Annotated in this window: 15 protein-coding genes and 1 pseudogene; 13 read left to right on the top strand and 3 right to left on the bottom strand. The window is 43.5% G+C overall.

Translation table 11 applies throughout. The annotated features are described in order from the left end of the window. Nucleotides 1-30: 30 nt before the first annotated feature. On the top strand, nt 31-1,512 hold the full coding sequence (locus BM415_RS08720; protein ID WP_091159146.1) for an MDR family MFS transporter: 1,482 nt from the start codon (nt 31-33) through the stop codon (nt 1,510-1,512). Nucleotides 1,513-1,964: 452 nt separating this feature from the next. Then, nucleotides 1,965-3,674, top strand: coding sequence for an ABC transporter substrate-binding protein (locus BM415_RS08715; RefSeq protein ID WP_091156883.1), 1,710 nt, complete (start codon nt 1,965-1,967; stop codon nt 3,672-3,674). Between the two features lie 102 nt (nt 3,675-3,776). On the opposite strand, the gene BM415_RS08710 is transcribed toward BM415_RS08715, so the two are convergent. Then, nucleotides 3,777-5,255: a DHA2 family efflux MFS transporter permease subunit gene (locus tag BM415_RS08710; RefSeq protein ID WP_091156880.1), complete on the bottom strand. Its 1,479-nt coding sequence runs from the start codon at nt 5,253-5,255 to the stop codon at nt 3,777-3,779. A gap of 168 nt (nt 5,256-5,423) precedes the next feature. Between BM415_RS08710 and BM415_RS08705 the strand changes: the two genes are divergently transcribed. Beyond that, nucleotides 5,424-5,987 (top strand): TetR/AcrR family transcriptional regulator, encoded by a 564-nt coding sequence (locus tag BM415_RS08705; RefSeq protein ID WP_091156879.1) that lies wholly within the window; start codon nt 5,424-5,426, stop codon nt 5,985-5,987. 243 nt (nt 5,988-6,230) lie between these two features. Here BM415_RS08705 and BM415_RS25495 read toward each other — a convergent pair whose 3' ends face one another. Then, the gene (locus BM415_RS25495) at nt 6,231-6,335 is read right to left on the bottom strand and encodes a DUF6254 family protein (RefSeq protein WP_244533193.1); all 105 of its coding nucleotides are present in this window, start codon (nt 6,333-6,335) and stop codon (nt 6,231-6,233) included. A 286-nt stretch (nt 6,336-6,621) separates the two neighbouring features. Here BM415_RS25495 and BM415_RS08700 point away from each other — a divergent pair, with 286 nt between their 5' ends. From BM415_RS08700 to helD, 10 genes are all read left to right on the top strand, one after another. Continuing rightward, complete coding sequence (locus tag BM415_RS08700) at nt 6,622-7,398, top strand: TerC family protein (protein WP_091156876.1); 777 nt, start codon at nt 6,622-6,624, stop codon at nt 7,396-7,398. 278 nt (nt 7,399-7,676) lie between these two features. Beyond that, nucleotides 7,677-8,825, top strand: coding sequence for a glycosyltransferase family 4 protein (locus BM415_RS08695; protein WP_091156874.1), 1,149 nt, complete (start codon nt 7,677-7,679; stop codon nt 8,823-8,825). Between the two features lie 16 nt (nt 8,826-8,841). Further along, on the top strand, nt 8,842-9,732 hold the full coding sequence (locus tag BM415_RS08690; protein WP_244533192.1) for a patatin-like phospholipase family protein: 891 nt from the start codon (nt 8,842-8,844) through the stop codon (nt 9,730-9,732). A 13-nt stretch (nt 9,733-9,745) separates the two neighbouring features. After that, nucleotides 9,746-10,951: an NAD-dependent epimerase/dehydratase family protein gene (locus tag BM415_RS08685; protein WP_244533191.1), complete on the top strand. Its 1,206-nt coding sequence runs from the start codon at nt 9,746-9,748 to the stop codon at nt 10,949-10,951. Between the two features lie 459 nt (nt 10,952-11,410). Further along, complete coding sequence (locus tag BM415_RS08680) at nt 11,411-11,740, top strand: ArsR/SmtB family transcription factor (RefSeq protein ID WP_091156872.1); 330 nt, start codon at nt 11,411-11,413, stop codon at nt 11,738-11,740. Next, on the top strand, nt 11,737-12,135 hold the full coding sequence (locus BM415_RS08675; protein ID WP_091156870.1) for an SRPBCC family protein: 399 nt from the start codon (nt 11,737-11,739) through the stop codon (nt 12,133-12,135). The genes BM415_RS08680 and BM415_RS08675 overlap by 4 nt, the downstream gene beginning before the upstream one ends. 35 nt (nt 12,136-12,170) lie before the next feature. Then, nucleotides 12,171-14,426, top strand: a complete 2,256-nt coding sequence (locus tag BM415_RS08670; protein ID WP_091156868.1) for an ATP-binding cassette domain-containing protein — start codon at nt 12,171-12,173, stop codon at nt 14,424-14,426. Nucleotides 14,427-14,441: 15 nt separating this feature from the next. Continuing rightward, on the top strand, nt 14,442-15,152 hold the full coding sequence (locus tag BM415_RS08665) for an FAD-dependent oxidoreductase (protein WP_091156865.1): 711 nt from the start codon (nt 14,442-14,444) through the stop codon (nt 15,150-15,152). A gap of 22 nt (nt 15,153-15,174) precedes the next feature. Continuing rightward, complete coding sequence (locus BM415_RS08660; protein WP_091156863.1) at nt 15,175-15,483, top strand: hypothetical protein; 309 nt, start codon at nt 15,175-15,177, stop codon at nt 15,481-15,483. A 304-nt stretch (nt 15,484-15,787) separates the two neighbouring features. Beyond that, on the top strand, nt 15,788-18,214 hold the full coding sequence (gene helD / locus BM415_RS08655; protein WP_244533190.1) for an RNA polymerase recycling motor HelD: 2,427 nt from the start codon (nt 15,788-15,790) through the stop codon (nt 18,212-18,214). A 345-nt stretch (nt 18,215-18,559) separates the two neighbouring features. Here helD and BM415_RS08650 read toward each other — a convergent pair. Further along, nucleotides 18,560-19,837 (bottom strand): annotated as a pseudogene (locus tag BM415_RS08650) (APC family permease). Nucleotides 19,838-20,046 lie beyond the last annotated feature (209 nt).

Raw genomic sequence — 20,046 nt, 5'->3', positions numbered from 1 at the left:
TAAGAGGAGGATGGAACCGTGGAGGTTACCATGAAAGCTGATACTGTGCAAGAGGGGCAAGAACAAAAACAATATAAGGTGCTGCCCATTTTGTTCGCCATGCTGCTTAGTGGATTTATCGGTCTATTTGGAGAGACAGCACTTAATGTAGCAATGACTCCATTGATGGATCTGCTACAAGTAGGGCCTACAACAATTCAGTGGCTGACTACTGGTTATTTGCTTGTATTGGGTATTCTAGTACCCGTGTCTGGATTGCTGTTGCAATGGTTTACTACAAGACAATTGTTTACAACTTCACTGATTTTTTCGATTGCAGGTACTTTGGTAGCTGCGTTTGCACCAACCTTTGAAATGCTATTAATTGCAAGGGTGCTTCAGGCTGCGGGTACAGCACTATTGCTGCCGTTGATGTTTAACACGATATTGATTATTTTCCCGATCGAGAAGCGGGGTTCTGCGATGGGATTGATCGGGCTGGTCATTATGTTTGCGCCGGCGATCGGTCCAAGTATTTCAGGATTGATTCTGGCTAACCTGACCTGGCATTGGATCTTCTTGATATCATTGCCATTCTTTATCATTTCGCTTGTGTGCGGCTTAATGTTCCTGCCGAACATCTCGAAATTAACGAAACCGAAAATTGATGTACCATCTATCATCCTATCCACACTTGGTTTTGGAGGTATCGTATACGGGTTTAGTAGTGCGGGTGGACACGGAGAAACAGGCAGTGGTTGGAGCAGCCCCATTGTTATAAGTACGCTGTTAGTCGGCGTATTGTCTTTGCTCATCTTCAGCATCCGCCAGCTCAGAATGAAGCAGCCGATGCTGGATCTGCGCGCATTCAAGTATCCAATGTTTACAATTGGGCTCATTCTTATCTTCTTCTGTATGATGATGATGTTATCGTCCATGCTAATATTGCCGATGTATTTGCAGAAAGGTCTTGCGGTTACAGCTCTGACAGCCGGATTAGTGTTATTGCCGGGCAGCCTGCTGAATGGATTCTTGTCACCAGTAATGGGGCGTCTGTTTGATAAATTTGGTCCTAAATGGCTCGTTCGTGTTGGATTAGTTGTAGTGGCTGCAGTTCTGTTTATGTATACTGGAATTGAACCTGCGACTCCACTGGCCTTGATTATTACACTCCATTTATTCATGATGATCGGTATTTCTATGGTCATGATGCCTGCTCAGACGAATGGTCTGAACCAGCTTCCGCCGGAGTATTATCCGCATGGAACGGCAATTATGAATACTCTGCAGCAAGTGTCTGGTGCGATTGGTACAGCTGTTGCGGTAAGTATTCTCAGTGCAGGTCAGGCGCGTTTCTTGAGTGGAGTGACCAATCCGGAAAGTCCGGAGAATCAACTCGCTGGATTTACAACCGGTGTACAAAATGCCTTTGTATTCGCATTAATCCTGGCCGTCATCGGTCTAGTCATTTCTTTCTTCATTAAACGGGTTCAGGTAACTGGACAACAGAGTGAGCAAGGCCCTATGCATTAATTAATAAATGTAGTTTATAGAAAGGTATGCTGCCAGAATCCTGGAAGCATACCTTTTTTATTCACTCTAAAGTGTCTGATAAGCTGGAATTGTGATGATCACGGAGTCATCTATCAACTGACTCTTCGTAATGCAGGATATGTAAATTTCAATGCAAAAAATAAAAAAATAGGATTGACTTATTCAATGATATTTCATACACTGAATGCAATGAAAGCACTTACATTTTATATTCGAAAACGTTACCTCAATTTATTTCCCAATACATTTCCTCATTATTTCAAGTAAACTGCACTTCAGATCAACTAATTCTCTATTCATCCAGTTTATTCTGTTCCTAAAGCGCTTTATATTAAGGTTTTGATGATGATTTGTTTCCTCGCTGTTCAATTCGGTATATACAGGGATACCTGTTATACATATAAAAAGCTATCTAAGGGGGATTACAGCAAATGAAACACAAAGCGCCAAAAACGGTTGCCATGCTTCTACTTGCAAGCACAATGTTGTTTACTGCTGCCTGTGGAAATACGAATGATGGAGCAAGTACCGGAAATGAAGGGACTTCATCGGAATCGAATTCAACAGAACCGATCACATTTACGTTTTTCGGAGCGGATGCAAGTCCGAACTGGAATAAGATGCAGGATGCTATAGGTCAGAAGATCATTGAAGAGACCGGTGTAACGATCAATGCCGAATATGATGTATCCAGCGGGGGCGGAGATGAGAAGATCCCTCTGATGGCAGCAAGCGGTGATTATCCTGATCTCATTTATCCGAAAGGGAATTTGTCCAAATTGGTTGATGCAGGTGCGATGATTGATCTTACGGATCTTATTGAAGAGCATGCACCTAATTTGAAGAAGGTTTATGGAGATCAGATGAATCGTCTTAAATACAGCAATGAAGATCAATCGATATACTGGCTGCCAACAAATACGGGTGTTGGACAGACATTGTTTGATGCAGGAGGCGGATTCTCAATACAGCATCAAGTGGTTAAGGAGCTGGGTTATCCAGAGATCAAAACCCTAGAAGATTTTGAGAATGCAATTCGGGAGTACTATGAGAAGCATCCAACAACAGCCGATGGTCAGCCAACCATTCCGATCTCACTTAGTGCTGATGGATGGAGAATTATGATAACGGTTACAAATCCAGCTTTTGGTGTAACAGGCGCTCCGGATGATGGCGAATACTACATTAATCCTGAAACGTACGAAGCGATGTTACATTACAAGCGTCCAGAGGAGAAAGAGTTTTTCCGCTGGCTGAACAAAATATACAATGAAGGCTTGCTCGATAAAGAGAGCTTCATTCAAAAGGATGATCAATACAAGGCTAAGATAGCAAGTGGACGTGTACTTGGTTTGCTTGACCAAGATTGGGGATACAGCGACGCAGAGAATGCTTTGAAATCTGCCGGAAAGTATGAGCAGACTTACGGACACTATCCTGTATCTCTGGATGAGACATATAAACGCGCCGACTTCCAAAGCATCGGCCTGGATGCATACGGGATCGGGATCACAACGAGCTGTGAAGATCCTGTTCGTGCAATTAAATTCCTAGACTGGCTTGCCTCTGACGAAGGGCAGGTACTTCGTCAATGGGGGATTGAAGGTGAACACTATGTTGTAGAAGACGGCGTTCGTAAGATCCCAGCAGAGGTTCAGGAGAAGAAGAACAATGACAATGCAAACTTTACGAAGGAATCCGGAATCGGTCTGTACAACATCTTCAGTGCGCGTTATGGTGATGGAGTAAAAGATTCAACGGGGAATTATTATACTACCAACTTCCCAGAAGAAATTATCAAGAACTATAACGAGGTCGAGAAGGAAACACTTGCAGCTTATGGCGTAGAGACTTGGAAAGGCTTATTCCCGACTGAAGAGGATTTCCCTGTTAAGGAGTGGGGAGCTGCATACAATATGCCGGTTCCATCGGATACGAATTACAACGTTATTTTCCAGAAAACCCAAGACATTATTCGCAAACGGATTCCAGAAGCAATCGTTTCAAGCCCGGATCAATTTGATCAAATCTATGACAGCATGCTGGCGGAGATTGATAAAGCAGGCGCGGTTGAGATGGAGCAGCAATACACAGAATGGCTGAAAGAGCGTATTAAATTATGGACAGGGAAAGATGTATAGGCTAGTAATTATCAAAGCCTTGAGGTATTCATAAATGAAGAAGACAGCCGAGCATCAAGATTCGGCTGTCTTCTTCTTTAATTTTAACTCTGAAAGAAATCACTATTTGGATTGGACGGACTCTTTCTTCTCTAAGGCTTGTTCAGCAGCCTGTTTCTGCGTCCTTTTGCCAGGCATGAATAGCGTCAGCACAAGTGCAATTATCCCTATAACCATCATAAAGTAGTATGCGTCACTTGAGCCTAATATGGAAGAAAGGGTCGCGATGAACTCGGAGGAAGCCGTTGGATTTTGGCTTTGAACTTCAATAGAATGACGGGCTGCTTGAGCGGTATAGATCGTGATTACAACAGCTGTTCCGATCGCTCCTGCAATTTGCCGAACCGTATTGTTAACTGCGGAGCCATGCGTGCCCAAATGTCTTGGCAATGCATTCAAACCAGCAGTGTTCAGCGGCATCGTAATAAAGCTAAGGCCAATGCGCAGACAAATCGTACGGATCATTAAATACATATAAGAAGTATCACTGGATAAGTCAGTCACGGCCCACATGGATGGGATGATGAAGAGCAGGCCTGTTATAAACAGAGGTTTTGCTCCGAATCGGTCATACAGCTTGCCTGTAACTGGAGATAAAAGAGCATTAATCACTGCACCAGGTAGTAATAATAGTCCAGCTTCAAAGGCGGTAAAGCCCTTACCGCTTTGGAGGTACATAGGCAGCAGGATCAAATCCGCATAAATAAGCATCGTAATGAGAATGTTTATGACGGAAGTGAACGTAAACATCTTATTCTTAAATACATCCAGGTTCAATAGAGGATCTTTGGATTTAATTTGCCGGGCACAAAATAGAGATGTAATTAAGAGTCCGATGATCAAAGACAGGATCACACTGAGGGAATCCCAGCCCTTGCTGCCAGCGGTGCTAAATCCATATAATATAAAGCCGAAGCCGATTGTAGACAATACAACACTCACAACATCAAGCTTGGCTTTGACGGTTTGAGAAACGTTAGCCAAGTATTTTAATGATAGCAAAATGACAATTGCCGCAAAAGGCACCAGCCCAATAAAGAGCCATCTCCAAGATACATATTCAATAATGAAACCAGCCAGAGTAGGGGCGATTGCAGGTGCAAATATAATAGCAAAGCCGATCAAGCCCATGACGCTGCCTCTTTTTTCAATAGGGAAGACGATAAGGATGACGCTCATCATAAGGGGAGTAATAATCCCTGTACCTGCGGCTTGAATCATTCTTCCTGTAAGTAAAATACTGAAATTAGGTGATAATGCACAAATTACACTGCCGATCAACAACAGCAGCATGGAGCTGACAAATAATTGTCTAGTGGTGAAACGCTTCATGAGATAAGCTGTGGCGGGAATTAATACTCCGTTGACCAGCATAAAGCCAGTTGCTAGCCATTGTATGGTTGAAGCCGACACTTTGAACACATTCATCAGATCATTAAGTGCTACATTGAGCAGGGTTTGATTCAAGGTTGATAAAAAACAACCTAAAATTAAAATAAATAATAGTATTCCTTTTTTTACATTGGGCTTCTCTTGTTCCATTAAGGTACTCCTTCCAAGCATTGCTTTGTCAACACCGTATCAATAAAATAGATGGTATCATAATGAAAATAAACTGCCAATTTGCAATTTGTTTCAATGCGTCGTGTATACAACAAGGAGTAGGCAAACTGCATACAAACAAGGATTTAATCGACAAAGGAGAAAGAAATGTCTATAAGAAAAAAGGAAGATCCACGAGCAATTCGTTCCAAAAATATGTTTAAACAGGCCGCTCTTTCTCTTCTGGTAGAGGAACCATCGATCTCACAGGTCACAGTACAGAAGGTTGCTGATCGCGCTGAACTAAATAGGGCAACATTTTATCTTCACTATGTAGATATTAACGATCTGATGACGAAGGTTACGAATGAAATGTTCGACGAGCTGTCGATAAAATTAGAGCCTCTTGTACAGTCGGAAATACTGGATAACGAAGAGGACCTAACACGATTTTTGGACTATATATATGAGAATAGGAAGCTGTTCGCTGTATTGTTTGAGCACAAAAACTATGAATCCAGACTATTCAATCTCTTCAAACATTTGATCGAAACGAGAAGAAATAAAGCGCAAATCACGAGGGGTTTGCCAGATCATCTAGTATCAATCGAGATTCTGACATCTTCAATTATCGGGGTCATAATGTGGTGGATCAGAGAAGGAATTCACTTTAGCTCGGAACATATAGCAAATCAAATCTCGATGATTTATAAAAAATCGCCTATAAGTTAACCGTCTGTTCAATGGTCCAGAGATATAAAATAAACCCTCCGTTAGGAGGGTTTGCTTGACGAAACGGTAGATGATTACAGCTCTCGCTGGTCGATATCGTCATGTGAACCTTCGAATCCTTGCATCTGGAGCTGTTGAATAAAGTTAAGCAGTGCATGAATGAGAGAGCATATATCCGAGAAAAAAAGACTGCCGGCCTTATACGCCAGCAGTCTTCTTCAATTATCGTAGTAAGCTCATCTCTTACTCGCTTGATAATTCCTTGAGCGATTTTACTTTACCATGAGGGTGCTGTTCTTGCTTTCGTGACTTCCAGGCTGCTTCTTTCCTTCTCTTCTGGTCGGCCATTACAGTATTCCTCCTTTAGGCAAATGAGATGTATACCACTTCTCTATAGTGCCATTGCGTCGGGAATATCATTCCTCACACCATCATCTTTCTGTAACTTTGCATCCTTATGGAAATACAGAGCTGGTACGGTTACTTCTTTAGAGTTTATTTAAAGTTAGACAGCTTCAATATGACGATGTTTGTTAAATTTGTTTCACTAACGAAACGAGATGGAGCTTGATGTCGTAAGGAAATAAGGTAAACTATGTAAGTATTCATTCTAAATGGAAAGAGGGTAACACGATTGGAGTCAATATGGCTGGAGTATGCATGGGCGCTGCTGATTCTTATTGGACTGGAAGGATTATTATCAGCGGATAATGCCCTTGTTCTGGCGGTAATTGCAAAGCACTTGCCGGAAGAACAGAAGAAGAAAGCAATTAATTATGGAATTATTCTGGCTTTTGTTTTTCGATTTGGCGCGTTATTTGCGATTTCGTTTATTGCAAACGTTTGGCAAATACAGGCTATTGGTGCAGCGTATCTTCTATACCTCGGATTGAAGCATGTCATTAAAACGAAATTCGGGAAGAAAAACGAGAAAATTCGCGAGGATGTCAAGAAAAACGCTGCGGGAAAAAGTTACTGGGCTACGGTTGGTAAAATTGCACTCGCCGATATTGCCTTTGCGATTGACTCAATACTGGCTGCAGTTGCTCTCGCACTCGGACTTCCAGATTCGCCGCTTGGTGATTTCGGGGGAATGGATGGTGGTCAGTTCATCGTTGTCGTGCTCGGCGGAATTGCTGGACTGGTACTCATTAAGTTTGCTGCAACATGGTTTGTTAAGCTGCTTGTTGATCGCCCGGCACTGGAAACGACAGCATATGCGATCGTTGCGTGGGTCGGTGTTAAGCTAGCTGTAATTACTCTCGCTCACGAGGATATCGGAGTGCTGGATCATCATTTTCCACATAGCACGGGCTGGACACTTGTATTCTATGCAGTGCTGGTTGCAATCGCGTTATGGGGCTGGTTTGCTCCATCGAACAAGAAGCAGGCAGCAGAAGATATTATATAGGATTAAGCCATTGTAAGCAGATAGCTATATATTGTCGCTGACAAGACATGCCAAACCAAGAGCTGCGTATTACGCGGCTCTTTTTGTATTTATTCTAGAGAGATCTTACCATATGTAGGGATGATTTGATAATATACATAATGAACCAAAATATATCTTTACCATGATTCACCTCATTTATTTCAATACCTGAGAAATGCAAGGATTTATGAAATTGATTCAGCCTTAACAAAAATTAGGTATCATTAGAGTTGGATCAACTATGGAGGAAGTGTACCATGAAAATTGCAATCATAACTGAAACATTTCTGCCTTCGACTGACGGGATTGTTACCAGATTAACGGCTTCAATTCGTTATTTCCTTGACGAAGGTCATGAAGTGATTATTATTGCTCCGGATTTGGGAATCACCCGTTTTGGTGAAGCCAGAATCTATGGAATTCCAGCACGTCCACTTCCGTTATACAGAACGAAAAAGTTTGCAATGCCGAGCCCTAAAGTCGGAAAGCTACTGAAAGAGTATGATCCTGATGTCGTGCATGTCGTCAATCCGGCATTACTTGGAGCTGCAGGAATATATTATTCGAGAAAGTATGGTTATCCATTATTGGCGTCGTATCATACGAACCTGTCACAGTACCTTGATTATTACAAGCTCCCCTATCTAAAAGGTCTCTTGTGGTCCTATATTCGATCACTTCATAACCGGGCAGCTGTCAATTTGTGTACTTCTCTTACTGTTAAGGATGAACTAACCTCACGACATTTTCGAAATGTTATGCACTGGAAACGCGGTGTTGATACCGAAATGTTCAGTCCCGAGCGTTACGATTCAGTTATGCGTGTGAGGTTGTCTCAAGGACACGAGGGTAAAAAAATACTGCTCTACGTGGGCAGACTGGCGGTAGAGAAGGAAATAGAGAAGCTCAGAGATCTGTTTGACGCTTCTGATCAATTTGTTCTCGCCATTATCGGGGATGGACCGCATCGAAAGGCGCTGGAAGACCACTTTAAAGGCACACCTACACTCTTTACAGGCTTCCTATATGGTCAAGAGCTGGCGCAGGCCTTTGCTTCATCTGATGTTTTTGTTTTTCCATCCACGACAGAGACGCTTGGACTTGTCCTCTTGGAAGCCATGGCATCCGGTCTTCCTGTTGTTGCTGCAAGAAGTGGACCAACAAGCGAACAGATCAGACATGAGCACTCTGGATTATTATATGATCCTAACGATCATCAGGATTTTATCTCCGCTGTCTGTCGGTTCGAAGATGAAGCTGTAAGAAAAAAGATGGCTGAAGCTGCTTATCAAGAGAGTATAGGCAAGGGATGGTCAGAAGCAGCGGAGCAGGTGCTTGGGTACTATAAACAGACCATTTCAGAGAGGAAGCTTAAGTCAAATGAGGAAATCTTGAATTCGAATTAGAAGGGGAGATGACGGCTTGAATCCAGCAGAAAATGATATCGGACTTATTCTGGAAGGCGGGGGAATGAGGGGATTATACACGGCAGGCGTATTGGATTGCTTAAGGGCATGGGGCATCGACTTTCCGATTGTGGTTTCTTCCTCATCCAGCGCTCTGATTGGAAGTTACTATATTTCTAAACAGAGAGGGAAGATTTACGAGGTTTTTAATCAACTGCTGGATGGTCGAAGTCTTGTATCGATTAAGCGCATGTTGACCCATCAGGAGCTCTTTCATATGGATCTGATATTCAACATTCTTCCGGCACAACTGGCGCCTTTTGATTTTCCCTCCTTTTCTGAGTCCGGTGCATTGTTTCTCATTACTACGACGGATATGGCAACAGGTTCTGCATTGTATCATGATCATTACGATTCAGCGGAAAATCTGTTCACCCTGATTCGTGCTTCAAGCAGTCTACCTGTGCTCTCCCCGAGTGTATTATTCCAGGGCAGACAGCTTATTGACGGTGGAGTAGCAGATCCAATTCCGATCCAGCCTTCTATTGACCGAGGCTACAAACGTCATCTTGTTGTTCTAACTCGAAATAAAGGTTATATAAAAAAGCCTGAGCCATACGGCTGGATGTACTATGGTTTGTTCAGACAATTTCCGCAGCTCCAGCAACAGCTGAAGAAGAGGCATAACGATTACAATCAAACGACGAAGCGACTGTTAAGCATGGAAAGGGATAACGAAGTTTTCATCATCCAGCCTGAACAACCCTTAATCGCGGGGAGAACTGAACGCAACAAACAGGTGCTTATGCAGCTTTATTGGCAGGGATACCGAGAAACAGAACAAAAGAAGGATGCGCTCTTCCGATTTTTGTTTAAATCACAGAATAAGAACAGATTGAATGCGTAAAGGATGGGTTGAGATGACAAGTATGCATGTACATAAAAAAATATTCGTTTTTGGCGGCGATGGATTCTGTGGATGGCCGACCAGCCTTCACTTGTCCAGCTTGGGACATGAAGTGATTATCATTGATAACCTCTCCAGAAGAAGAATTGATGAGGAATCCCAGACCAATTCACTAACTCCGATTCAGTCAATGGAAGTTCGCCTTGAAGCCTGGAAGGAAGTAACAGGCAAGCGCATCCAACATTACCTGCTCAATGTCGCCGAGGATTATGATGATCTGTTAAATGTCATCATGGAGGAAAAACCGGATGTAATGATCCATTTTGCAGAGCAGAGATCTGCGCCATATTCTATGAAATCCTCTCGTTTGAAGCGGTATACGGTTAACAACAATATTAATGCAACGCATAATATTCTAAGTGCGATCGTAGAGAGCGGCTTAGATATCCACCTGATTCATTTAGGAACGATGGGTGTCTATGGTTATGGAACGGCAGGGATTGCGATACCTGAAGGGTATTTGGATATAGAGGTGGTAACTGAAGAGGGAGAACGTGTGCAACAGCAAATTTTGTACCCTACGAATCCAGGATCCATCTATCACATGACCAAATCTCAGGATCAGCTGTTGTTTGCTTTTTATAACAAAAATGACAAGCTTCGGATTACCGATCTTCACCAGGGGATCGTATGGGGAACGCATACCAAAGAGACGCAATTAGACGAAAGACTGATTAATCGTTTCGATTATGACGGAGATTATGGTACCGTTCTGAATCGTTTCCTTATGCAGGCTGCGATCGGACATCCGATTACCGTACACGGAACTGGTGGCCAAACGAGAGCTTTCATTCATATTCAAGATACCGTGCAATGTCTGCAGCTTGCTGTAGAACATCCTCCCGCAATAGGAGATCGAGTACTCATCATGAATCAAATGACAGAGACACATCGAGTCAATGATCTGGCTAAGCTGGTGAGTCAGCTGACGGGCAGTGAGATTGCTTACGTCTCGAATCCAAGGCAAGAGGCGGCCGAGAATGATCTCCATGTTGAGAATGGTCTCTTTCTATCCAAGGGACTGATGCCGATTACACTTAATGAAGGATTGTTGTCTGAAATCACCGAGATCGCGAGGAAGTACGCCGATCGAGTTGATTATTCCAAAATTCCTGCCATGAGTACGTGGACGAAGCAGCATCAACCGGGTGTACTTTAATCGATAGGTTTAAGAACATTTGCATAGCAAGGAGCGGCAGCCCTTAGTGTAGACGCTCCTTTTGGCTGATGACGGAACCAAGGGGTCCTTATTTTATATGGTTCGGTAATCATCTTATATTTAAAACATGAACGGTTCGGGCTAATATAGAGCAGCGAAGAGGGTATTACCTAATTCGTGTAAGATCGCAACGTCAATGATGTCGCACAAGAGGATCGTTTGCCTCTAAAAGTTCTTATGAAGGATCCTGTGCTGTGCTTGTGTAGTCATTGGTTTTTAATCTGAAGTCGCCTTTTGGGCGGCTTTTTTCGTAAGAATAGATGCGATGTGTGCTGTATTGACACGACACTGTGGGGTGTCTTATAATCGTTTCGTCACCAAACGGTGTCCTTTTTGAAAGTTTGCGTATATTATCGAAGATTTCCTATTTCTTGGTAATAATACATAGGAGAGGGTGTTGTGAGAGAGAACGATACGTCAAGGGATGTATTTAACGCGATTGCAGACCCGACGAGACGTCAGCTGATTTATCTGTTAGCAGATACAGAAGAGGTACCGCTTCATGAATTGACTTCGCATTTTGAAATGGGCAGGACAGCCGTGTCCAAGCATTTAACCATTCTGAAAGAGGCTGACTTGGTATATGACCGCAAGGTTGGCAGAGAAACGAGGTATAGACTCAATCCCTCGCCATTAAAAGAAGTACAAGATTGGGTGGCGTTCTACAGCAAGTATTGGAGTGCAAACATGATGAGACTAAGCGACCTATTAGAGGAGGAAGAAGAATGAGTTCAATTCTGTCTATGGATTATCTGTTCACAACAACGATTGAGAAGCTATGGTCAGCAATTACAGATTCAAATAAGCTTGCGAAATGGATTGCGGATAATGATTTCAAGCCGATCGTAGGACACCGATTTCAATTCCGTCATCAGCCTTCTGAATGGTGGGACGGCATAGTTGATGGTGAAGTCATCGTCGTAGAAGAACCGAACCGTTTGTCCTATTCTTGGGCTACCGGAGAAGAGAAGCATATTGTAACTCTGTCTCTGAAGGACTTGGGGAACGGTGAAGTAAACCTACATCTTGAGCAGTCCGGATTCACGAATATTCATGGACTTGAAGGGGCAAGACATGGCTGGAATGCTTGGGTCGTTAAGCTTGAGCAGATGTTGGAACAATAATTTGCTAAGGCAAATGATAATAAAGGAGTGTAAGCATGAAGGAATGGAATCAAGAGTACATTGTACTCTCCGGGGCAAGGGAAAATAATCTGAATGATGTATCCTTGCGTATTCCGAAGCGGAAGATCACCATTTTCACCGGCGTGTCGGGCTCGGGCAAGTCATCCATCGTCTTTGATACGATTGCAGCAGAATCCACACGTTTGCTAAATGAAAATTTCAGTATGTTCGTGCGTAATTTTCTCCCCCGTGTGCCGCAGCCTGATACAGACGCAATTGAGAATTTAAGCATGGCCGTCATCGTGGATCAGAAACGACTGGGCGGCGGGTCCCATTCCACGATGGGTACGATTACCGATATTTCTCCGATCCTGCGCCTTCTGTTCTCTCGTGTTGGACAGCCACATGTTGGAGCAGCGCATATGTTCTCTTTTAACGATCCGCAAGGGATGTGCCCGGAGTGCAGCGGCTTGGGGCGGAAGCTGGGTGTTAACATGAAGATGGCAATCGACATGTCCAAGTCGCTCTCGGAAGGAGCGATTATGCTGCCTGACTATTCGGTAAACGGTTGGGAATGGAATATGCTAATACAATCAGGAGACTATGATCCGGACAAGAAGCTGAGTGATTACTCAGAAGAAGAACTGGATCATCTGCTCTATTCCAAAGCACGGAAAGTAAAGATGGATTTTGCAGGAAAAGCAACGAATGTGACAGTGGAAGGCGTCATTGAGAAGTTTACCAACAAATACATCAAGCAAGATGTAAAGACCAAATCCGAACGAACACAAAAAGCAGTTGCTCCTTTTATCTCCGAAGGCCCTTGCTCCAGCTGTCACGGTGCGAGACTAAGCCAAGCGACATTAAGCTGCCGTATTAATGGGCTCAACATTGCGGAGATGTCTTCGATGGAAGCAGGCGAACTCCTGAAGGTCATTCAAAATATTGAAGAGCCGATTGCAGCGCCCATCGTTAAATCGCTGACAGAGCGGCTTCAGCATCTTGTAGATATTGGACTTGACTATTTGACACTGGATCGTGAGACAGATACTTTGTCCGGTGGCGAGTCTCAGCGCGTCAAGATGGTCAAGCATTTAAGTGGAAGTTTGGTTGATGTTACTTATATCTTCGATGAGCCCAGTGTGGGTCTGCATCCACGTGACGTGCATAGGCTGAACGAATTGCTGTTGAAGCTGCGCGACAAGGGCAATACGGTGATAGTGGTTGAACATGATCCCGATGTCATCAAGGTCGCGGACCATATTGTGGATGTAGGTCCTTATGCCGGGAGTCGTGGCGGCAATATAGTATATGAGGGCAGCTACCAAGGTCTGCTGGAATCGAATACACTGACAGGCAACCATATGAAGCTCCCGCTTCAATTGAAGCAGGACACTAGACGTCCATCAGGCCAGCTCTCGATCAAGGATGCATCCTTGCATAATCTGAAGAACGTCAATGTAGATATTCCAGCAGGCATTCTGACTGTTGTTACGGGAGTTGCGGGTTCGGGCAAAAGCACGCTGATAAACGACATATTTCTTAGTGAGCATCCAGATGCGATTGTCATTGACCAATCGGCAGTTGGTGTGTCAACACGTTCCAATCCCGCTACCTACACAGGTATTATGGATGATGTCCGCAAAGCGTTTGCTTCCGCAAACAAAGTAAACCAAGGCTTGTTCAGTTTTAACTCCAAAGGAGCCTGTGAGAATTGCCAAGGGCTGGGCGTGGTGTATACAGACCTTGCATTTCTCGACAGTGTGAAGCTGCCGTGTGATGTGTGTGGAGGCAAGCGCTTCAAGGAAGAGGTGCTGGAATACAAGCTGAACGGCCAATCGATTGCTGATGTACTGGCGATGACCGTAGAGCAGGCCCTGGAATTCTTTGAGCTTAAGGAAGTCGTCCGCAAGCTGCAGGCGATGAGCGATGTAGGACTAAACTACGTAACACTGGGTCAGCCGCTCAGCACGTTGTCTGGCGGGGAATGTCAGCGTATCAAGCTGGCAAGCGAGCTGCATAAGAAGGGCAGCATCTATGTAATGGACGAGCCGACAACGGGTCTTCATATGTCCGATATCGGACACTTGCTTGCGATTATGAACCGACTTGTAGATGCTGGCAATACGGTAATTGTCATTGAACATAACCTTGAGGTGATCAGCCAAGCGGATTGGATTATTGATCTGGGCCCTGATGGAGGCAGCAAGGGCGGTCAAATCGTGTATGAGGGAACACCTGCACAGATCCTTCATGCAGAAGCGTCGATAACCGGAAAATACCTGAAGTAAGGGGGAGGTAGAGACATGAGTTTTTTTAAAGATATGTTCTCTATTTTCAAGAAAAGAGAGCTTTCATTTCTGGAGAGCTATAAAGAATCGGACGGCGTGTATACTTTCGTATTTGAGAAAGATAAAGATTTAACATGGAGAGCAGGGCAATACGGGTTGTTCAGTATTACGCATAGAGCTGTCAAGAACGCGACTAAGCCTTTCAGCATTGCCTCCATTCCATCCGAGAAGGTTGTCAAAATAACGACACGTATTGGAGATACTCCCAGCGACTACAAGCAGGCAATGTTAGAGCTGAGGCAAGGAATGAAGATCAAGGTAAGTGGTCCTGTAGGGGCATTTTACCTTGATAAGGAGAGCCCTTCTTTAATTATTGCAGGGGGGATTGGGATAACTCCGATCCGGTCGATTCTGAAGCAACTCGAAACAGTGGAAGATGGAGAGGAGAGACCTGTTCGGTTGCTCTATTTGGACAGTCAAGGCTCCTATTTGTTTAAAGACGAGCTTGATGAGATGGCTAGCCACCTCCCTTGGATCCAGATCAATTATCTGGATTCAAGAGAGCACTTAGATCAAGAAATCAGCCGATTTATCAGTGAGTATAACAATAACGGCAAATACTATGCGGCAGGACCCAAGTCGATGGTAGACTCTGTGTCTTCTTACTTGCAATCAAATGCGATCACCAAGCAGAATATTAAGAAGGATGCTTTCTTTGGGTATTAAATGACATCTGGAGGATATATAAATGAATCAACGATTTCGAATTACTAGATCAATGCAAGATGCTGCTGAAGCTCAAGCGATTTCATTAGATGAGTGCAAGGAATATTTCGCCGGGAAGCCTGATTTTACTTATGAGGCCGTACTGACTGTCAAAGGTCCGGAGAGCACGATGTCTATCAAGGGAGATTTCTTCATGTGGGAGCTTGGAGGGATGAGGGTTCCATTTCGGCACTATATGGGTGATGTGTATGTGGCCATTTCTCAAGAAGAAGTTGTACCTATGATGATGGAAGTGGCAGCAGATCTTCGAGCAGATATCGTGGAAGGCTGAGGATGTTACGCTTGAATCTGATGAATTATTTAAATTTGAAGCCACCTTATAGGGTGGCTTCAAATTATCTATAGGGACTGTGCTATACGAGCTGGTGTACATAATAAAAGACCCGGCAGGTTCACCGAGTCTGACCATATATAAAAAAATAGAATTGCACACAAAAAAGCATTGTGATACGATATTGAAACGAATGTCTCAAATCTTGTCACAAGGCATAATGAACCTATTTTTTATCTCACACTATAATCTTATCATATGCCTTGTAGATTGTCAAATTACGAATGAAGGAGCGAATCTACAAGTGAAGAAGGATGCTAAGGAATGGACTCAAGAGCAGGAACGGTTAAATAAGGTTGTAAATGAGCTAGAAGCGAGAATTATAGAATTGGAGCCGGAGGTTACGGGATTACATGACCAAGTTACAGGTATCCGGAGACGCTTCTGGGAGGAAGTGACGGTCAACACAAATACACATGAGGACTTTGAAGAGACGTTTTACAGCATAAGGCAGCAAGAAGTGTTATTGTCTGAACGGGAGAGAAGCCACAAGCTGCGTTTGCAGCAATTGAGAAACATGAAGCGATTGCTGGGTTCGCCCTATTTTGGCAGAATTGATTTTGAGGAAAAAGGTATGAGCCTCACGGAAAAGATCTATATCGGCGTTTCTTCCTTAGTGGATACGGAGGGAATGAATTTCTTGGTTTATGACTGGCGTACTCCCATAGCAAGTTTGTATTACGATCATGAGCCGGGAGAGGCCGGCTATGATACACCTGTTGGACACATTGCAGGTGCAATGACACTAAAACGGCAGTATCAGATTCAGGGAGGGCAGCTGCAGAACGTGTTCGACACGAGCCTTACGATTGGAGACGAATTGCTGCAGCAGGTGCTGGGTCAAGGTGCGGACCATCAGATGAGGAGTATTATAGCCACGATACAGAAGGAGCAAAATGCAATAATCCGAGATGATAACAGTAAAATGCTGATCGTACAAGGTGCAGCAGGCAGTGGGAAAACTTCAGCTGCACTTCAGCGGGCTGCCTACCTGCTTTATAAGCACCGTGAGAGATTAACCGCAGATCAAATCGTTCTATTCTCACCGAATCCGATGTTTAACAGCTATGTATCAACTGTCCTGCCTGAGCTCGGTGAAGAGAACATGCAGCAAGTGACCTTCCAGGAATACCTAGAATATTCGCTATGCGACACTTTTAGTTTAGAGGACCCTTTTGATCAGATGGAATATGTATTGGCAGCACAACAATCAAATGAAGAAGAGTACTCGGCAAGGTTGAGCGGCATAAAGTACAAAGCTTCCGAGGGCTTTCTGCGCGCTATACAGAATTATGCTGATTGGCTTATGGAGGAAGGTATGCAATTCAAGTCGATCCGGTTTCGTGATCGTGATTTATTCACAGCTGAGCAAATAAAATCGAAATTCTACAGCTATGATGCTTCTATTCGCCTAGCAAATCGGATTACTCTGTTGAAGGAGTGGATGCTGAGTGAACTTCGTATAGTTGAGAAAAAAGAGCATACAGCTTCCTGGGTACGAGATGAGCTTGATTATCTTGATAAGGATCTATATGCCGAAGTATATAGCGAGTTGCACAACGAGAGAGCCGTCTTTGACTTTGCTGAGCAGTATGAAGAAGTCAGAGAGAGAATAAATAACAGACGCAGGGCCGATGAAGGGGATTTCGATTACGCTGATCGCGAGGAAGAGCTGCTGCGTGCGATGGTTGTGAGGAAGCATTTCACACCTGTAAAACAAAGTGTAAAGCGGCTGTCCTTCATTGATCTAATCCAGATATACTCGAGTCTATTTGAGGAAGAGTCTGTGTTTAAGCAGAGGACGGATGAAGCAGAGGTTCCATCGTTATGGCCGCAAATTTGTCAGCAGACGCAGGATAAGCTTGGGAAGCTTGAACTATTTTATGAAGATGCTACACCTTACTTGTATTTAAAAGAGCTCATCGAAGGTGTGCGGATAAATACCGATGTACGTCATGTATTTGTGGACGAGGGGCAGGACTATTCAATGTTTCAGTATGAGTACCTCAAAAAAATGTTTCCTCGTGCCCGAATGACCATTCTAGGAGATTTCAGCCAGGCGATCTATACGCAAGCAACGGAGCTCTATGGTGTGGACTCACCGCTTATTCGGTTATATGGTGCAGCAGACACGAGTTTATTTCATCTGGTTCGCAGTTATCGTTCCACGAGCGAAATTGTAGCATTCACCAAAGCATTGCTGCCAGAAGCGAAGGAGGTCATACCTTTTAACCGAAGTGGCAAGAAGCCTGAACTATATAAGATAGAAAATAACGAGCGCCGGATGATCCGTATGGCCGAGCACCTCGCTGAACTTAGGGAAGAAGGTCTAACTTCGATCGGTATCATTACCAAGACAGCAGCCGAGAGTAAAGAAGCATATGAGCTGCTTAATGCGAGTGGCTGTCAAGGTGTGAAGCTTGTAACGAAGAGCACCCTTACCTTTGAAGCAGGTGTGTCTGTCATCCCTGTCTATTTGGCGAAAGGTGTGGAATTTGATGCTGTCCTAATCTATGATGCATCTGCAGATCTGTATCATCAGGAGAGTGAGCGAAAGCTGTTTTATACGGCCTGTACACGTGCGATGCATCGGCTGCTTCTCTATTCAGGAGGAGAATGGACACCGTTCATCCCATCACTAAATGAGGATTTGTATGTAACGAAACAGTAATACCAGATGTTGTTCGGGGTTGCATCACTAGAGATGGAGTTCATATGCAAGTTTTTATCTTCAATAAAGATGATTTCACCTTAAAAAATGGCCACTTACCATAGAAAGTGCTAGGCCTCTTCATAGGTGTCTGCCGATTCAAATTACATGGTTTTGAAAAAACATCTAAGTGAATCAATTTCATAATACCTTTAGCTGCTTACATCAAGGGTATATATAGATCAATAATGATTTATGAAATTGATTCAATTTATGTCGATATTCACGGCATGAACTTAGATGTTTTTTTGTGTGTTTTTTTATATTTCAGGATTTATGTGTAATCTCTATCTTAATAATATTGAGCTATACTGCTTCTTCAATCTCGCCTAAGACTACGCCTTCTTTCGCCGATTTCACTCTGTTTATTGTATACATAATGAGTCCTAATACGATCCATCCCATTCCGAGAAGCAGAGAAGAAATCTCAAGCAGCGTAATCAGATAGAATACGAATCCAGCGCCAATAATTGGGAATGCAAGTCGGAACAGGATATCTTTAGGTTCTCGCTGCTTATTACGAATAATGTAATGAAATATTACGGATAAGTTCACGAACAGGAAGGCGGTCAGTGCTCCGAAGCTGACAAACATAATAGCCGTCTCTAGACTGATAAATATGGCGAACAAGGAAATGATGCTGACTAATACGATGTTAAAGACAGGGGTCCGATATTTAGGGTGAATGGAGCTGAATTTGGCCGGAAGCAAGGAAGATCTGCCCATGACTAAGAGAAGACGAGAGACCGTAGTCATAGAGGCCATTCCTTGAGCAAGTATGGAGAAGATAATAACAAATGTGAAAATGGATGCGAGTAAACCCCCGCCAATCACCTGCATAAGTTCAAAACCGGCAGAGTCGATATCACTAAATGTAAGGGATGGATATAGCTGCTGTATTAAGTATGCCGTTACAAAATACATGAGACCAGCGGCGATTACGATGATCATAATGGCACGAGGAATCGTCTTCTTAGGCTCTTTGGTTTCTTCCGCCATTGTCGTAATTGAATCGAATCCAAGGAAGGAAAAACAGACAAGAGAGGCACCGGCCAAAATAGAGGAAAAAGAAACACCCTTCGTGGTGTTCAGTGGATTCAATCCAGCAGTAAACCCTTCGCTTACCGCTTTGTAAACAAGAAGTGCGCAGAAGCTTGCGATAAATAGAATTTGCATTAATACAAAAATTTTGTTTATGTTAGCTGAGGTTTTTATACCGATAATATTGATCGTCATAACGACAAGCGTCAGCAGGATGATCCATGCATAGGAGGGTACATTCGTGAACTGGGCATTAAGATTAATGCCAAACATAAGTACGGCGACAATGCAAGAGAACAGGTAATCCAGTAAAATGACTCAGCCGACAATAAAGCCTATGAAAGGATTCATTGCTTTGCTTACATAGGTATACGCGGAACCGGATACAGGGAATGCTCTTGCCATCTGACCATAGCTTGCTGCGGTGAATAGAATAGCTGCAAATGCAATTACATAGGCTGCCAGGAGCATTCCGCCTGAACCTTCATGAAGCACACCGAAGCTAGTAAAGAAAATCATAGGGGACATCCAGGCGAGTCCCATGGTCACAACATGAGTGAGTGACAGGTCTCTTTTTAATGTTATGGTTTGTGACATACAATCCCTCCTCTAATAACTCATTCATTCTGTGATTTCATCAATGTTATTTCTTCTCACATTGTTGCAGGGCTTTTTTCAAAAATCAAGCACTTTTTTTGTTTTATATAGGAACTAATGTTCTGTTTTGGTGGAAAATACACAGATTGAAGTCG

The organism is Paenibacillus sp. 453mf (assembly GCF_900116105.1).
Lineage (GTDB): Bacteria > Bacillota > Bacilli > Paenibacillales > Paenibacillaceae > Paenibacillus > Paenibacillus provencensis.
Note: the sequence above shows the minus strand (reverse complement) of the source record. Positions and strands in the feature narration are given on the sequence as shown.

Excerpts from the sequence above, each read along its gene's own strand:
- BM415_RS08665 (WP_091156865.1), top strand. The coding sequence starts at position 14,442 with ATGAGTTTTTTTAAAGATATGTTCTCTATTTTCAAGAAAAGAGAGCTT.
- BM415_RS08660 (WP_091156863.1), top strand. The coding sequence starts at position 15,175 with ATGAATCAACGATTTCGAATTACTAGATCAATGCAAGATGCTGCTGAA.
- BM415_RS08685 (WP_244533191.1), top strand. The coding sequence starts at position 9,746 with ATGACAAGTATGCATGTACATAAAAAAATATTCGTTTTTGGCGGCGAT.
- BM415_RS08715 (WP_091156883.1), top strand. The coding sequence starts at position 1,965 with ATGAAACACAAAGCGCCAAAAACGGTTGCCATGCTTCTACTTGCAAGC.
- BM415_RS08675 (WP_091156870.1), top strand. The coding sequence starts at position 11,737 with ATGAGTTCAATTCTGTCTATGGATTATCTGTTCACAACAACGATTGAG.
- BM415_RS08695 (WP_091156874.1), top strand. The coding sequence starts at position 7,677 with ATGAAAATTGCAATCATAACTGAAACATTTCTGCCTTCGACTGACGGG.
- BM415_RS08670 (WP_091156868.1), top strand. The coding sequence starts at position 12,171 with ATGAAGGAATGGAATCAAGAGTACATTGTACTCTCCGGGGCAAGGGAA.
- BM415_RS25495 (WP_244533193.1), bottom strand. The coding sequence starts at position 6,335 with ATGGCCGACCAGAAGAGAAGGAAAGAAGCAGCCTGGAAGTCACGAAAG.
- BM415_RS08705 (WP_091156879.1), top strand. The coding sequence starts at position 5,424 with ATGTCTATAAGAAAAAAGGAAGATCCACGAGCAATTCGTTCCAAAAAT.
- BM415_RS08710 (WP_091156880.1), bottom strand. The coding sequence starts at position 5,255 with ATGGAACAAGAGAAGCCCAATGTAAAAAAAGGAATACTATTATTTATT.
- BM415_RS08720 (WP_091159146.1), top strand. The coding sequence starts at position 31 with ATGAAAGCTGATACTGTGCAAGAGGGGCAAGAACAAAAACAATATAAG.